The sequence below is a fragment of the Fumia xinanensis genome (assembly GCF_014384905.1).
In the GTDB taxonomy this organism is placed as follows: Bacteria; Bacillota; Clostridia; order Oscillospirales; family Ruminococcaceae; genus Fumia; species Fumia xinanensis.
The window spans coordinates 35,560-51,506 of sequence record NZ_JACRSV010000004.1 but is presented as its reverse complement, the minus strand read 5'-3'; the positions used below and the strand labels follow the sequence as shown (position 1 = coordinate 51,506).

Here is a 15,947-nt window from a genome sequence, read left to right as displayed (position 1 = left end):
GGATTATTTCCATGAGAGAACTAATTTTGATAAAAAACGGTGAGATTGCTTTAAAAGGCCTAAACCGAAGCAGTTTTGAAGATATTTTGATGAAAAACATCCGCTGGAGGCTCAAGGACCTGGGGGCTTTCAAGCTGAAAAAAGCACAGTCCACTATCTATTTGGAGCCCACCGACTCGGATTCCTTTGATTTCGATGAGGCACTGGACCGTCTGCGTAAGGTGTTCGGCATCGCCATGCTGTCCCGGGCCCTCGTCGTGGACAAAGATATGGACGCCATCAAGGAAGCTGTCTCCGCTTATGTGGAGCCGGTTCTTTCTGGCGCAAAAACCTTCAAGGTGGAATCCAAGCGGGCGGACAAGCGCTTTCCACGCACCTCACCGCAGATTTCCGCGGAAGTGGGCGGCGTACTGCTGAAGCATTTCAACCACCTGAAGGTGGACGTCCACCATCCTGACATCACTGTTATGGTGGAAGTACGGGATTTTGGGGCCTATATCCACGCTGGGCGGATTCCCGGGGCAGGCGGTATGCCGGTTTCGTCCAGCGGCCGGGCGATGATTCTGATTTCCGGGGGCCTCGACAGCCCGGTGGCCGCTTACATGATGGCAAAGCGGGGACTTGCCCTTTCAGCCGTCCACTTTGTGAGCCCTCCCTATACCAGCGACCGGGCTTTGCAAAAGGTGGAAACCCTCTGCGAAAAACTCACCGCCTATACCGGAAAAATCCGGTTTTATTGCGTCCCTTTCACCGAAATCCAGGAGGCTATCAAAGAGCACTGCCCCGAGGAACTCTTCACTATCATCATGCGCCGGCTGATGATGAAAATTGCCACACGGCTGTCGGAGCAGGAAGAGATCCGCGCCCTTATCACCGGCGAAAGCCTGGCCCAGGTGGCCAGCCAGACCCTGGACGCCCTCCACTGCACCGACAATGCGACCGATCTAGTAGTGCTCCGTCCTCTTATCGGCATGGACAAAACAGAAATTATCGACATCGCTTATAAAATTGATACATATGAGACGTCGATTCTGCCATACGAAGACTGCTGCACCGTCTTTACTCCCAAACACCCTCGCACCAAACCCAAACTGCATTTTGTAGAACAGGCTGAAGCCCGTTTTGATTTTGAGCCGCTCCTTGAAAAAGCCGTGGCGGAAACCAAAATCAAAGTGATCGATTAAAATCTCTGCGCCGGCTTTGTTTTCCGGCAACTCCAGTACAGAAAGGCTTGAACCAACATGAAAAATTTTTGGAAAAAAGTGTCTAGTGCGGTTTGGCTCCAGGTCATAGCCGTATCCTGTGTTTTGTTTATTGTCAATGTAGCGGCAGGCACCTCTCTGGAACGGGTAGACGGCGGTAATAAGCAGCTGGCTAGTTCTTCCGGCCAGTCGGAATCGTCTGACAGCCTGGATTTAGACGACCAAAGCTTTATCGAAAGCGGCGCTTTCGGCGACTGGGAAGATTTTTCCGACTTTTATGAAGACAGCCAGCCCGTGCGCCCGGATTCCAGCCCTTCCAGCGAATCCCGGTCGGAATCCTCCTCTGAATCCTCTTCCGAGCCATCGACTGCTCCTTCTTCGGATTCATCCTCGGAGTCCAGCGTCGAGGTTGCCCCCAGCGAACCCTCCTCTCAAGAGAGTTCAACTCCTTCTTCCGAACCATCCTCCCAGCCTTCCTCGGAACCATCTTCCGAACCCACCCCGGAATCCCCGGCCAGCGGTTCCCCTATAGATGCGCCCAGCCATACCACAGCGCCTCCTATTCCCTCTGAGTCCGCCGACGAATCGGTTCCGCCGGCAGAATAACACAAACTCGCCCGTTCGCATCTGAAAAGGAGGTTGCGGCATGAATCATAAAAGTTACCTGCAAATCATCATCACCGGCTTGATTGCCGGCGGTTTTCTCACCGCCCTTGCCTTTTCCAGCAATCTGGTGGCGACGGCGAATGCCATTCCTCCCCAGAGCAAAGAAACAATTGCGGTTTCCGCTCCGCTCATCGACGAGGACGGTTCGGTCATCAATATGCCGTCTCTGGAAGGCGGCGTTCCATTATACGACGACCTGGATGTGTCTCCCATAAGCATCGAGCCGTCAGAATCCCCGTACAGCGGATCGATTTCCTCCAGCGAATCTTCCAGCAGTTCTAACGCGGCATCTCAATTGGAAAGCCCGTCCAAAGCGCCGTCTTACAATACACCGGACAGTTCCAGTAAAACAAATCCCAACGACGCCGCGTCGCACACCACGTCCTCAAAGCCATCCGGAAGCTCTTCTTCCCCAAGCAGTTCTTCCAAAGAGCCGTCCAGTTCAAAACCAAGCGCCAGCGCCTCTTCAAAGCCTGCGGAATCTTCCAGTTCGATTTCTTCAAAGCCCAGTGAAAATTCTGCCAGCTCATCAAACAGCGCGGGCGGAACGCTGAAGGTCTCAGTGGGAGGCGTTGTCACTGAAATGGACGCCTACAACGCGGTCTGCCAGGTGGTAGAAGGGGAAATGGGTTCTTCCTTCAGCCCGGAAGCCCTAAAAGCTCAAGCCGTTGCCGTTTATTCCTACATAAAATACGAAAATAAGGCGGGGCGCTCGCCGTCCCTGCCTATGCGAACCCCCTCTCAAAAGGTACAAAACGCTGTGTCAGCCGTTATCGGACAAGCTGTCTACTATAACGGATCAATTGCTTTTACACCCTATCATGCCAGTTCCGCCGGAACCACCAATTCTTCTGCGGAAGTGTGGGGCGGCAGTTACAGCTATCTGACCAATGTATTAAGTGCTTACGACCCTTCATCAGGCTATAAAAACCTGACTGCCACCGTATCAGCTTCCACCGTCAAAAACGGGTTGGAAGGCTTTTTGGGCATTACGCTGGATGAAAACAATCCCCAAGGCTGGATAAAAATCGCAGCTGTCAATCAGGGTGGATATGTCACTAAGCTCACTGTTACCGATGCAGATGGGCAGACCTATTCCACCACCGGGCGAAAGCTGAGGGAAAACATCCTGAACTACGCCCTCAAAAGCCACGCTTTTACCTTCACCTGCGACGGGAGCAATTTTATTTTTACCACAAACGGTTACGGCCACGGCGTGGGCATGAGCCAGACCGGCGCCAACGGATACGCCGTCAACGAAGGCTGGACCTACAAGCAGATTTTAACCCACTACTATCCGGGCACCAGCGTTTATTAAGATTTCGAAAGATTATCCACTCGCTTTTTCCATATAATAAATCAACGAATCAATACGGAGGAAAGCTATGGTTTCTTTAGAAAAATTTTACTTCGACGGCGATAAAAAGCTGGCACTGGACACTCTTCCCACCAGTGCCAAGGGACTGGGCCTCGACAAGGATAAAATCCGGGATAAAACGGAAGAAAACCGCAAGGAAATTGCCGCGCTTCAGGACAAACTGTACGCGGAAAGCAAAGAATCCCTCATTCTGATACTTCAGGCCATGGACGCCGCCGGAAAAGACAGCACCATCAAACACGTCATGGGCTGTGTCGATCCCCAAGGACTGGACGTCCACAGCATGAAAGAGCCCACTAGTGAAGAGCTGGCCCATGATTTTCTCTGGCGCACCGTCATCCACCTGCCGCCTCGGGGTAAAATGGCGATTTTTAACCGTTCTTATTACGAGGATGTGCTGATCGTCAAAGTCCATCAGCTTCAAAAAGCTTACCAGATGGCCGACCGCTGCCTCGACGACAAGGAGTTTTTTGAAAAACGCTACCGCCAGATCCGGCATTTTGAGGAATATCTTTACGAAAACAGCTACCGCGTCGTCAAAATTTTTCTGAACGTCTCCAAAGAGGAGCAGAAAAAACGGTTTTTGGAGCGGATCGACATTCCGGCGAAAAACTGGAAGTTTTCTGACAGCGACGTACGGGAACGGGCTTATTGGGACGACTATATGGACGCTTATCAGAAAGCCGTCAACGAAACGGCGACCTCCCACAGCCCTTGGTACGTCCTGCCCGCAGATAACAAATGGTACACACGGTATCTGGTGTCGGAGGCGATTCTCGATACTTTAAAGGAAATCGATCCCCATTACCCCAAGCTGCCGGAGGGCAAACAGGGGGAGCTGAAGCTCTGCCGGGAAAAATTGCTGGCTGAGGAGGAAAGGAAACGGTAAACCGTTGCCGTTTAAGGACGATTTTGCCTCGATAAAATCATTCGATAAAAAACAGGACAGTCGATTAGACCGTCCTGTTTTTTGTTACAAGAGGAAAAATGGTACATTTTTGTACATTGACCGTAACAAAGAATAGCATGGGAAATCTCAACCCAATATCGCAGTAAAACAGCTATTATTTATAATTTGCTTTCTTTTTACTACATTTTATGCGGTAAAATCTATCAAAGATGGTTTCAAAAGGCATTCGTCTTTTAAAAAAGCAAATTGTTAAAAATAGTTGCAATCTTTTTTACGGACTGAACATGCCTGTTTCACTAGGCATTCTGCGGGCATTCCATGCCCGCAATGTTATTATTTTTTATGGAATGATTCCGTTGAGCGGACCCTCCCCGTCCTTCTGGGAAGGAAGCGTCCCCATATACTTTTTATAGGTTTTGGAAAAATAGGATAGGTTTTTAAACCCGCTCATTTCTGCGCTTTCACTGACGTTATACCGCCCGGAAAGGAGCAGGTTTCTGGCGTAATTGCACCGTATGAAATTAATGTAATCCACAGGCGTGCGACGGGTGACTTCCTTAAAGACTCTGCAAAAATAATATTTGCTGAATCCGATGGCCTCGCAGATGTCGTCGATGGTCAGCTCCTCCCGAAAGTGGGTGCGAATATAGCTGATGGCATCCTTTACCATGGTAAGCCGTTTGTTTTGGATCTCCCCTAAATCATTGGCAGAATCCACATGGTAACGACTCAGGTGGAGCAAAAGCTGAAGCGCCAGCAATTTCACTGCCGGCTTGTAAAAGGGTGCCCGATCCGTCCATTCCCGGATAATTTTGTCGTAGAACCCCTGGGCGGCGGAATCCCGGACGATTTCTTTGAACATCATGTTGCTCACCGGAATGCCAAAATCCTCGTAAAGAGACCTGTCCACAATCAGACAGTAATATCTGCACTGCTCGGTAATGGATTCGATACAGTGCAGCACATTGGGGTTGATGACCACAATATCCCCCACCCGGGCGGGAAATTCCGCAGTACCGGAATAAACGATGCCCTCACCTTCGATGAAATACAAAACCTCGATATTTTCATGCCAATGGACGCTGGAGGTCACCGGCAGATATGGAAAACAGGTGTCCAGGTGAAATAAAATCGGAAACGAGGGGTCAAGAAACGTATGATCCTCGTGAGTAGAAACTTGCATAATCATCCCTTCTATGGTTCAAAGCCAAAGCAATATTGTGTCAATCAGAGGCAACATCTTTCCTTTACTTTTTTGTACTATATTATATAATAAATTTGTATTTGAAGTCAACTTTTTCGTTGCTTCAAGTGCATCTTGCTCTCTCTTTAACCGGTTAAATGAAGAAAGGAAGAAAAACATGTACAAATTTTCTATCGGAGTCCTGCTCAACTCCTTTAGGATGGACACTCCGTCTGCCCTGAAAAAAGCAGCAGAATTAGGTCTCCAAGGTATCCAAGTTCCCGCGGCATTCGGAGAATTGTCCCCTGCGGAACTGACCGGAGACAAAAAGAAAGAATTCCTAAAGATGGTCAAAGACAATGGCCTCACCATTTCCGCTCTCTGCGGTGATTTAGGCCAAGGCTTTGGCAACGCGGAGAAAAACCCCCAGCTGATCGACGAATCCAAACGAATTCTCGACTTCGCGAAAGAACTGGAAACAAACATCGTAACTACTCACATCGGCGTAGTCCCAAATGACCCCACTCACGACCGATACAAAGTCATGCAGGAGGCCTGCTTCGAGCTGGCCCAGTATGCGGACACCATGGACGCGCATTTCGCCATCGAAACCGGTCCGGAAACCGCAACTACCCTCAAGGCTTTCCTGGATACGCTCCATTCCACCGGTGTGGCGGTCAACTTAGACCCTGCAAACCTCGTCATGGTCACCGGCGACGATCCTGTTCAGGCGGTTTACACTTTGAAGGACTACATCGTACATACGCACGCAAAAGACGGCAAACGCCTTTACTATAAAGATCCTGAAGTGATCTACGGCCTTGCAGAGGATGAAATGCTCCAAAGTCCCAGCTTCATTGAAGTTCCTTTGGGCGAGGGAAGCGTTGACTTCAAAAATTACCTCAAGGCACTGGATGAAATCGGCTACCATGGCTTCCTGACTATCGAAAGGGAAGTGGGAGATAATCCTGCCGCTGATATCAACACTGCAGCCACCTTCTTAAAAGGACTTATCGGCTAAGCACATCGATTAAAGGAGTATTGCGTATTATGGAGAATAAAAAAATTAAAGTAGGTGTTATCGGCACCGGTAACATCTCTCATGAACATATCAAAAGCTATATCGCTAATCCCAATGTTGAACTCTATGCGTTCTGCGACATCAATCCGGAACAGCTGAAAAAAATGGCCGATCTTTACGGCGTCGAAAGAACTTTTACCGACATCAACGAATTCCTCAAATTGGATGAAATCGACGCTGTCAGCGTCTGCACCTGGAACTCCGCCCACGCGCCCTGCGCTATCGCTGCCCTGAACGCCGGCAAACACGTTCTCTGCGAAAAGCCCATGGCCACCTCCGCCGCGGAAGCCAAGGAAATGCTCGCAGCCGCTGAGAAAAATAATAAGCTCCTTATGATCGGCTTCGTCCGCCGCTATGGCAACGACTGCAAAATTTTGCAGGATTTCATCAGCACCGACTACTTTGGCGACATCTACTACGCCAAAGCTACCTACCTGCGCAGAAATGGCAACCCCGGCGGCTGGTTCGGGGACAAATCCCGTTCCGCAGGCGGCCCCCTCATCGATTTGGGCGTTCACGTCATCGATTTGACTCGCTATCTGATGGGCAACCCGAAACCTGTATCGGTTTACGGTGCAACCTTCCAGAAGCTCTTTAATCGCCCCAATGTAAAAGGCACTAAGGGATACAACTCTGTCTCCGCCGGTACAAAAGACATCTGCGACGTAGAGGATTTGGCTTCTGCCCTAATTCGTTATGACAACGGCTCCGTTCTCGCCATTGAAGCCAGCTTTAGCCTGAATATCAAGAGCGATGAAGGTAAAATTCAGCTTTTCGGCACCAAAGGCGGCGCCAAAATTGACCCTGAACTGGAAATGTACACCGAAATTAACGACTATATGGCCGACGTGAACCTGACTGTCCCCACTTCTCTCGACTTTGCGGGACTTTTCCAGAATGAGATCGATCACTATGTAGACTGTGTAATCAACGGCACTGCCTGTAAATCTCCCGCTGCCGATGGAATCGAAATTATGAAAATCCTCGACGCAGTTTACGAGTCTGCAAGAACCGGTCACGAAGTTGTACTCGACTAATTCCCTATATCGAAAAAGGAATTGATATTATGAAAATTTCTGTAAGCTCCTATAGCTTTTCGAAATATATGGCGGAGGGAAAACTTACTCAGTTTTCCTGTATCGCCGTCGCGAAAGAACTGGGATTCGATGCCATTGAATTCGTCGATATCATTCCCCACGACGGCTCCACCGAAGTGGAATATGCCAAAAAGCTTCGAAAAGAATGCGAACGCCTTGAAATGCCTATCTCTAACTTCACCTTTGGTGCCGACCTGCTTTATCCTGCGTCCGGCGATCGGGAACAGGAGATCGAGCGTGTCAAAACAAAAATCGACTTAGCGGAAATTTTAGGTGCTAAAAGCGTACGTCACGATGCCACCGGCGGCTTTCCCTGTGGAAAAAGGGGATTCCGTGGATTTAACGATATTCTGCCAGAATTGGCAGAGAGCTGCCGTAAAATTACCGAATACGCCGCTTCCAAGGGAATCAAAACCATGGTGGAAAACCACGGTTTCTTCTCCCAGGACAGTGAACGGGTCGAAAAACTAGTAAACACTGTTGCACATGAAAATTTCGGCCTGCTCTGCGATATGGGAAATTTTCTCTGTGCCGATGAAAACCCCGCCATCGCTTTCGGCAGGGTTGCTCCCTATGCATTTTATGCTCACGCCAAGGATTTCTTTGTCAAGGACGGAAATGGTTTTGACCCCGGCGAAGGGTTTTTCCGTTCGAGAAATGGAAACTATCTCCGCGGCGCCATTATTGGCCACGGAGATGTGCCCATCCGCCACTGCCTGTACGCATTGAAAAACGCCGGCTACGACGGCACCATTGCCATTGAATTTGAGGGAATGGAAGATAATATGGATGGGCTCCGTATCGGCCTTGCAAATCTCCGTAAAATGGTCGAAGATGTCTACGGCAAATAATTGGCATTCCCTACCTTGACTGCAATAAAAAATAGCAGGAAACACACTCTCTATAATCAAGCAGGAATATTATTTTTTACAATTCTTCTATACCATAAGAAAAGCGCGCCCCTATTTTGGGGGCGCGTTCTTCTTTTGCGGTCTATCCGCCACGAAGCAAAATACAGATGTTCAACTATTTTGATTGCTGCGCTTAAATTCTTTGGCCACCGCTCGCAGAAGTTCCTTCTGCTGTGTAGTCAAACCGGTGATATTCAGCATTTCATGATTATCCAGACCAAGGAGATAGTCGGTTGTCACGCCATATAAGATAGATAATTGAATCAGTACGTCTACGGAAGGAGTCTTGATGTTGTTCTCGTATCCGCTGATGGTAGCCTTGGAAAGATTGAGCCTTTTGGCAACCTGGGTCTGGGTCATTCTTTTTTGCTCTCGCAACGCCCGTAAACGATACCCAAAATCGTAGACCATCAAAATCCCTCCTACGTAATAGTGTAATCCATGAACGTCGTCTTTTAGAGAACTATTATCTATATTTGTCAACTTAAAATTGACAATAATCATGCTTCCTGTTATAATTGAAAAAAAGAGCATTTTTAAGGGAATATGACTATTTTATATAGCAATGAAAGTTAAGGGGCGGAAGCGATGAAAGAAAAAATACTGGAAGATTTGGCCGAATGGGGTCATTGTTTTATCTCTGACTTGCATTATGCATCTTCCTCAGCCCGAATAGCAGAGCTTCTGAGAAAATTTCCTTTTAATCATTACAGCTTGGAAGAATGTTCCTATTGCTTCAGCTACATTTTTGACCGGCCATTTGCTTTTAAACAATGGAACGAAATCAACAGTGTCATTCAAAGCCTTCCTTTAAAAGAATAAAAGCCTTTGCTTTTGTAGCAAAGGCTTTTATTCTTTTGCCAACATTGTAAATTAGCAAAAAATATAGTATAATAACAGAATATGATAAAATACAAAAAAGAAAGGCTATTACCATGCTTCAAAATAAGGAAGAATTTCTTTCACTCAAGCAGCAGGCGCTGAAAAAACGCTTTTCCCATATGAATCCCATGCAGATGCAGGCCATTTTTCAGGTAAAAGGCCCTCTGCTGATTCTGGCAGGCGCGGGAAGCGGAAAAACCACCGTTATCATCAACCGGATCGCCTATATGATTAAATTTGGCGACGCTTATCAGAACACCTACATAGACGACCAGGTGGACGAAGCCGCTTTGGAAGTGCTCAAAAGCTACATAAACGGCGCAGACGTTTCCGACGATGCTTTATCGGAAATCGTAGGCAGCTATCCCATCCGTCCCTGGAACATCCTCGCCATAACCTTCACGAACAAAGCAGCAAATGAGCTTAAAGAACGGCTCATTCATATGCTGGGTGAAGAGGCCAACGATATCGCCGCCTCTACTTTCCATTCGGCCTGCGTCCGTATCCTGCGTCGGGATATTGAGCGGCTGGGGTACAGCAAAAGCTTTACCATATATGACACCGATGACAGTGTTCGGATGATCAAGGACGCTATGAGCGATTTGAAAGTCGACGACAAAATGTTTAAGCCCAAGTCCGTGCTTGGGGAAATCAGCCGGGCCAAAGACAGCATGGTCTCACCTGATGAGTATATGGCCACGGTGGGCAGCGATTTTAGAAAACAGCAGATTGCCAAAATTTACAGTCGGTATCAGTCCCGCCTGTTGCAGGCAAACGCATTAGACTTTGACGACATCATCTGCAAAACGGTAGAACTCTTTGAGACAAATGCTGACGTATTGGAGTATTATCAGAACCGGTATCGTTATCTTTTAGTAGACGAGTATCAGGACACCAACCACGCCCAATACCGCTTGGTGAGCCTGCTCGCCCAAAAGCATCAAAACCTCTGCGTCGTCGGCGACGACGACCAGAGCATCTACAAATTCCGCGGCGCCACCATCGAGAATATTCTGAGCTTTGAGCAGCAGTTCAAAAGTGCCTGCGTTATCCGGCTGGAGCAAAACTACCGCTCCACTCAGACGATTCTCGACGCGGCAAACGAGGTCATCAAGCATAACGAAGGCCGCAAGGGCAAAAACCTCTGGACCGAAAACGGCACTGGGGACAAAATTTACCTGAAACGGGTCCACGACGAGCGGGCGGAAGCGAAATTTATCGCCGACACCGTCGAGGAAAATGTTGCAAACGGTATGAAATACAGCGACCACGCGGTTCTATACCGGATGAACGCTCAGTCGGGTTCCATTGAGCAGTATTTTATCAAGTCCGGCATCCCCTACCGGCTGTTCGGCGGCATCAAGTTCTTCGAGCGGAAGGAAATTCGGGACATGGTGGCTTATCTGAGCGTCATCAATAACCCCAGCGATACCGTCCGTCTAAAACGCATCATCAACGAACCGAAGCGTTCCATCGGCGACGCTACTGTCTCATCGGTGGAACAAATCGCCCTCCAGACCGGAATTCCGGTTTTTGACGTGCTGAAAAATGCCAACGACTACGGTGTCTTAGCCAGGAAGGCAAGCCAGCTGACCGCCTTTGCCTCCATGATCGAACAGCTGCGGGACGCGGCTCTCACGAAGCCCCTGGACGAGCTGCTGGATGACATCATGGAGCTCACTGGCTACAACCTGATGCTGCACGCTTTGGGCGAGGAAGGCAAAACCAGGCTCGAAAACATCGGTGAGTTAAAGTCAACCCTGGTGAAGTACGAGCAGGCAAATCCCGAGGATGCAAGCTTGGACGGGTTTTTGGAGGAAATTGCCCTGTATACCGACCTGGACAGCATGAACAGCTCCGACGACTGTGTCGTCCTGATGACTATGCACTCTTCCAAGGGGCTGGAGTTCCCGGTTGTTTTCCTCCCCGGCATGGAGGATGGCATCTTCCCGTCGGTACGCACCATGTATGATCCCGTCGAGCTGGAAGAAGAGCGCCGCCTGGCCTACGTGGGCATCACAAGGGCTAAACAGAAACTTTTCCTCACCTACGCCAAGGAACGGATGGTGTTCGGCTCCACCAACCGCAACCGCCTCTCTCGCTTTGCGGAGGAAATTCCTGATGACAAACTGGAAAAGAGCGACGACACTCTTAACGACACTCATTTTTCCCCCTACTCCCGGGAGCAAAAGGCTCCCGCGCCCGCCGCGCCCCGAATGGTTTCTTCGGTTGGGACAAAACCCAAAGCTGCTGGCGTGGCCATCAATTTTTCTGTAGGGGACAGAGTTCACCACAAGGTGTTCGGAGACGGCACCGTCCTTTCCATCACCCCCATGGGCAACGACAATTTGGTGGAAACCGCCTTTGATAAAATCGGCACCAAGAAAATCATGGCAAACTTTGCAAAGCTCCAAAAACTGTAAATTCTTAAAATACTGATATTCTTTCATTTCAATTACTTTTAAAAGAAAAGGAGCATCCAAATGGCTAGAAAAAGAAGGCGCCGCCTGAAGGTCGGCCGCATCGCCGCCGCTTTGGCGATTGTACTATTGCTCGTCCTGGCGGTGATATTCGCCGTAAAGGCCTTAAAACCTGACGGCGGAGATGGCTCCTCCTCTTCGTCGGATTCTTCCTCCCAGTCGGAAAGCAATTCTTCCTCTCAGCCTACCGGTACCGGAGACGCTTATGGCGCAGTGCAGATGAGCAAGGAGGATGTCCATAAAGGCGATTTGATTCTCGTCAACGCCGATGCTCATTATGTAACCGAGAAACCCAACGATTTGGTGACGGTCGCCAGCAGAAAAATTGACCAGTACTCTGTCAAAAACAACGAGCTTGAGGTGCGGGAAAAGATCATGGAACCCTTTAACCGCATGATGCAGGATTTCGCCGGCGCAACTGGCCTCACCGACGTCATGGTCATCAGTGCTCATCGCACAGTGGAGTACCAGCAAATGCTGTATGACAATGATTTGAAGCGAACCGGCAAAGACTTTTCCGACGAGGTTGCAAAACCCGGCGAAAGTGAACATCACACAGGACTCGTCATGGATTTGGGAATCGTCACCTCTGACGGCTCCAAATTCTTTGACGCCAGCGGAGACCACATCTGGGTAAACCAAAACTGTTATAAATACGGTTTCGTCGTCCGCTATCCCGAATCCAAAAAGGACGTTACCAAAATCATCCACGAGCCGTGGCATTACCGCTATGTGGGCCCCGTCCACGCCGCCGTTATGGAAGAAAAGGACTTTTGCCTGGAAGAGTACATCGATTTTCTCAGGCAGCATCCTTTCAGTGGTGAGCATCTGAAAACAACAGTGGACGGCAAAGATTATGAAATCTATTTCGTCCCTGCCAGAGGTGACACAGTTGAAGTCCCCATCCCCAAGGACAAAGAATACACCATTTCAGGCAACAATGTGGATGGATTGATCGTCACAGCGGAATTATAATAAAAAGAGAAGGCAAATGTGGGATTTGCCTTCTCTTTTTGTATAAGTACATCCTTTTCCGCTCATACTTTCCCTAACGAACCCTATGGAAGTGATGACATGAAAAAGGAAAAATCCTCTGCCTCTGTTTTCGCGATTTCTTTTGTAATCAGCCTGGCGGCACTTTTAATAGTGATAATGCTGGTGCTGTCGGCAACCATGCTTTCCCCCGACCGCCTCTCCGCTGCCTCTGAACAGCAGTCCGGCCCCAGCGACCTGTCTTTGGCCTACTACCGTCCCACAAAAGAAGAGTCTTTTTCCCTGCTACTGATTCATTGCAGGGAGCGGAACGAGCCGCCCTACGGTTATACCCTTTTACACTTCGATCCGGTGGATACCGTCATTACGCTGGTGAAAATTCCATCGGAGACAGAAGTAACCATCGGAACCCGCACCGACACCCTCAACGGCCAATACGATTATGCCGGTTCCGATAACGCCAAAATGGGTGTGGGCAGCATTCTGCTCAGCGAAGTGGACCGCTATGCCCGCATCGACCAAAATGGGCGCCTGAACCTGATCGATACCCTGGGAGGCATAGAAAAAACTCTTTCCTCCGCTTACCGTGAAGGGAACGTTTCCCTTCCAGTAGGCAATAACCTCCTCAACGGCAAAACGGTGTCCCAGATTTTGGAACAGCTCCCAAATCAGATTTTTTCATCGGAAGAAGAATTTTTAAAGCAATTGCTGGAACAGCGGCTCACTCCAGAGCTGGCGGACAAAGGTGATTATCTCTTTACAGCTTTTCTGAACAACACAGACACCGATGTGACCCAGTTCGGATATGCCGAACGCAAAAAAGCCATGCGCTATTTCCTGAATAGCCAGGAGCGCCGTGTAGAACTTTGGGAACTGACTGGCAGCTGGTCGGACGATCGGTCTGTGTTCTACCCTGACGCCTCCTCTATACGGGAAATCAATCAAATCATCGATGAGCAGTAAAAGCAGGGACGTAAACGTCCCTGCTTTTTTAGCCTAATCTTTAGAATTTGATTTCAATGACAGCACCGCTGTCCGGCCCGATTCGGATACCGTTTTCTTCAAGTGAGCAGTTTCCAATTTTCGCCAACACCTGTTTGCCTTTGAGAGCTACAAAACCATCCTGTGTTCCACGATTGACAGCAGTCAACACCTTTCCTTCGCGCACAAATGCAACCAGTCCATCCATAGCAGCCACAAAGCGAAATTCTCCTTGAAACGCCACCGCGAATTCTTCTCGGACAGCACCCAACCGCCGGAAATAATCGATGAGCTCTGTATCTTCCCGCTCCCAGGGATAACAGCGCCGGTTCCAAGGGTCGGCAAAGCCGCTTAGTCCCGCTTCGTCTCCATAGTAAAGACAAGGGAACCCGGGAAGAGTGTATTGCAGTAGTGCCGCCGTCTGGAAAAGCTTTTTCCCTCGCTGGTATTCCTGGGAAGACAACTGATAAGTCCCCTGCTGGTCGCTTGGCACCGGATGTTCCACCCCAAGGCAGGTAATGGCCCTAACAGTGTCATGGGTGGACAGAGAGTTCATCAGGGTGCAGACAGCAGGCTGGGGATAATGGTCGAGAATTCCCATGACTGCTTCGTAAAAAACGTCGGCGTTTCCATCCCGCATAAAATTTAGGACGGCTGAACGCCAAGGATAATTCATCACGCTGTCTAGCTGGCCACCCATCAAGTACGGTCTGCGATGTCCGTAGCTTGATTTGTTGGAAGCGTCTTCCCACACCTCGCCAACGATGTAAGCGTCCCTGTTCTCTGCTTTCACCCTACGACGCAAAGTTTCCAAAAAAGTATCGGGTAGCTCGTCGGCCACATCCAGCCGCCACCCCCTCACGCCGGCTTTCATCCAATGCGCCAATACTCCATCCTTTCCGCAGATGAACTCCAGGTAGTTCGGATCTGTTTCATCCACGTTTGGCAGAGTGGGAAACCCCCACCAGCTTTCGTATCGGGTGCGATCTTCGGAAAATTGATACCAAGAGTAGTAAGGGGATTCCGGAGAGCCAAAAGCTCCCTCCGAATCGTAGTGTCCTTCTTTATTGAAGTAAATGCTGTCAGAGCCAGTGTGAGAAAAAACACCGTCCAAAATGATTGAAATACCCAGCTTTTCCGCCTCTTGACAGAGTAGCTTAAAATCCTCCTCCGTCCCCAAGTAGGGGTCGATCTGCAGATAATCGCCGGTGTTGTATCGATGATTGGCCGCTGCCTCAAATATCGGGTTCAAATACAATACCGTCGTCCCTAAAGATCTAATATAAGGGAGTTTTTCTACAATTCCTGAGAGGTTACCCCCATAAAAATCGGTGGCCTCATATTTAGGATCGTCCTGGGTAAATAAGGGACGTTCGTACCAGTCTTCATGGATGATGCGTTTATTTTTCGCCTGCGGCAGAGGATCATTCCCACTTTTCCGAAACCGGTCGGGAAAAATCTGATACATAACACCGTTTTCCGGCCAGAATGGGGTGTAAAAGTCCCGCTGGTACACAGTAAGCTGCCATTCTGGTAGAAAATCTCCTACTGTAGCGCATGCCTTCTCCCCTCTTCCGACAAATAGCACACCATTTCCCGTTTCTATCTCAAAACGGTAGAAATACAGCCCAGCATCTTCGACAGAAAAGGTAATTCTATATGTGATAGAATGATTACCGGCAACGTTTTGGACAAACAGGAGGCGGCTTCCTACGTCCTCTCCGTCTTTCCGGAGAATCAGTGCGACACCCTTAGGCCGAAGTGAGGTATCCACTGTCAGCCGAAGGGTGATTTCTTCATGTTCCCGCACCGCGCCAAAGGGCGCTTTGCAGTATGGATTCCAGGAATCATAATAAATGGCCGGCTGCAAGCATAGACCACCTTTCTCAAAATATGTTAATAAAATTTAAAAAAAAATTGTCACAGCTTAAAATATATGAAGCTGTAATTTTTACTGTGCCCTGCGGAAAAATATATCTTAAGGTTATTATACTGAATCTTTTGCAAACTGTACAGTGCGACAGCTTAAAAAATCTTTACAAAAAATTTAGCGTATCTTACAAAAATACCTTCCAGGATTTTACAGGAAAGTTGCAATTTATTTATAGGTAAATATTTACAAAAACACATCATTGTGCTACAATTATATTGTACACAATGTAATAAATCATTTAAGGTGGTAA

At 48.7% G+C, this 15,947-nt stretch carries 14 protein-coding genes; 11 read left to right on the top strand and 3 right to left on the bottom strand.

The window, feature by feature from the left end; genetic code table 11:
- Positions 1-11: 11 nt before the first annotated feature.
- From thiI to H8710_RS11355, 4 genes are all read left to right on the top strand, one after another.
- Positions 12-1,184 carry a tRNA uracil 4-sulfurtransferase ThiI gene (gene thiI, locus H8710_RS11370; protein ID WP_249295816.1) on the top strand — a complete coding sequence of 391 codons (1,173 nt, stop codon included), beginning with the start codon at positions 12-14 and terminating at the stop codon, positions 1,182-1,184.
- Positions 1,185-1,241: 57 nt separating this feature from the next.
- Positions 1,242-1,808 (top strand): hypothetical protein, encoded by a 567-nt coding sequence (locus tag H8710_RS11365; RefSeq protein ID WP_249295814.1) that lies wholly within the window; start codon positions 1,242-1,244, stop codon positions 1,806-1,808.
- 40 nt (positions 1,809-1,848) lie between these two features.
- On the top strand, positions 1,849-3,186 hold the full coding sequence (locus H8710_RS11360) for a SpoIID/LytB domain-containing protein (RefSeq protein WP_249295812.1): 1,338 nt from the start codon (positions 1,849-1,851) through the stop codon (positions 3,184-3,186).
- A gap of 67 nt (positions 3,187-3,253) precedes the next feature.
- Positions 3,254-4,135 (top strand): polyphosphate kinase 2 family protein, encoded by an 882-nt coding sequence (locus H8710_RS11355; protein WP_249295810.1) that lies wholly within the window; start codon positions 3,254-3,256, stop codon positions 4,133-4,135.
- 361 nt (positions 4,136-4,496) lie between these two features.
- Here H8710_RS11355 and H8710_RS11350 read toward each other — a convergent pair whose 3' ends face one another.
- Positions 4,497-5,339, bottom strand: coding sequence for an AraC family transcriptional regulator (locus H8710_RS11350; RefSeq protein ID WP_249295804.1), 843 nt, complete (start codon positions 5,337-5,339; stop codon positions 4,497-4,499).
- A 178-nt stretch (positions 5,340-5,517) separates the two neighbouring features.
- Here H8710_RS11350 and H8710_RS11345 point away from each other — a divergent pair, with 178 nt between their 5' ends.
- From H8710_RS11345 to H8710_RS11335, 3 genes are read left to right on the top strand one after another with little or no spacing between them, the layout of a single operon-like run.
- Positions 5,518-6,360 carry a sugar phosphate isomerase/epimerase family protein gene (locus tag H8710_RS11345; protein WP_249295802.1) on the top strand — a complete coding sequence of 281 codons (843 nt, stop codon included), beginning with the start codon at positions 5,518-5,520 and terminating at the stop codon, positions 6,358-6,360.
- 29 nt (positions 6,361-6,389) lie between these two features.
- Complete coding sequence (locus tag H8710_RS11340; RefSeq protein ID WP_249295800.1) at positions 6,390-7,457, top strand: Gfo/Idh/MocA family protein; 1,068 nt, start codon at positions 6,390-6,392, stop codon at positions 7,455-7,457.
- Between the two features lie 29 nt (positions 7,458-7,486).
- On the top strand, positions 7,487-8,368 hold the full coding sequence (locus H8710_RS11335) for a sugar phosphate isomerase/epimerase family protein (RefSeq protein WP_249295798.1): 882 nt from the start codon (positions 7,487-7,489) through the stop codon (positions 8,366-8,368).
- 171 nt (positions 8,369-8,539) lie between these two features.
- On the opposite strand, the gene H8710_RS11330 is transcribed toward H8710_RS11335, so the two are convergent.
- On the bottom strand, positions 8,540-8,839 hold the full coding sequence (locus H8710_RS11330) for a helix-turn-helix domain-containing protein (protein ID WP_249295794.1): 300 nt from the start codon (positions 8,837-8,839) through the stop codon (positions 8,540-8,542).
- Positions 8,840-9,016: 177 nt separating this feature from the next.
- Between H8710_RS11330 and H8710_RS11325 the strand changes: the two genes are divergently transcribed.
- The 4 genes from H8710_RS11325 (at position 9,017) to H8710_RS11310 (ending at position 13,746) form a co-directional block, all read left to right on the top strand.
- Complete coding sequence (locus H8710_RS11325) at positions 9,017-9,250, top strand: hypothetical protein (RefSeq protein WP_249295792.1); 234 nt, start codon at positions 9,017-9,019, stop codon at positions 9,248-9,250.
- 113 nt (positions 9,251-9,363) lie between these two features.
- Positions 9,364-11,733 (top strand): ATP-dependent helicase, encoded by a 2,370-nt coding sequence (locus H8710_RS11320; protein ID WP_249295790.1) that lies wholly within the window; start codon positions 9,364-9,366, stop codon positions 11,731-11,733.
- Positions 11,734-11,793: 60 nt separating this feature from the next.
- On the top strand, positions 11,794-12,765 hold the full coding sequence (locus tag H8710_RS11315) for a M15 family metallopeptidase (protein ID WP_249295788.1): 972 nt from the start codon (positions 11,794-11,796) through the stop codon (positions 12,763-12,765).
- A gap of 99 nt (positions 12,766-12,864) precedes the next feature.
- Positions 12,865-13,746, top strand: a complete 882-nt coding sequence (locus H8710_RS11310; protein WP_249295786.1) for an LCP family protein — start codon at positions 12,865-12,867, stop codon at positions 13,744-13,746.
- A 40-nt stretch (positions 13,747-13,786) separates the two neighbouring features.
- On the opposite strand, the gene H8710_RS11305 is transcribed toward H8710_RS11310, so the two are convergent.
- The gene (locus tag H8710_RS11305; RefSeq protein ID WP_249295784.1) at positions 13,787-15,634 is read right to left on the bottom strand and encodes a glycoside hydrolase family 13 protein; all 1,848 of its coding nucleotides are present in this window, start codon (positions 15,632-15,634) and stop codon (positions 13,787-13,789) included.
- Between the last annotated feature and the right edge of the window lie 313 nt (positions 15,635-15,947).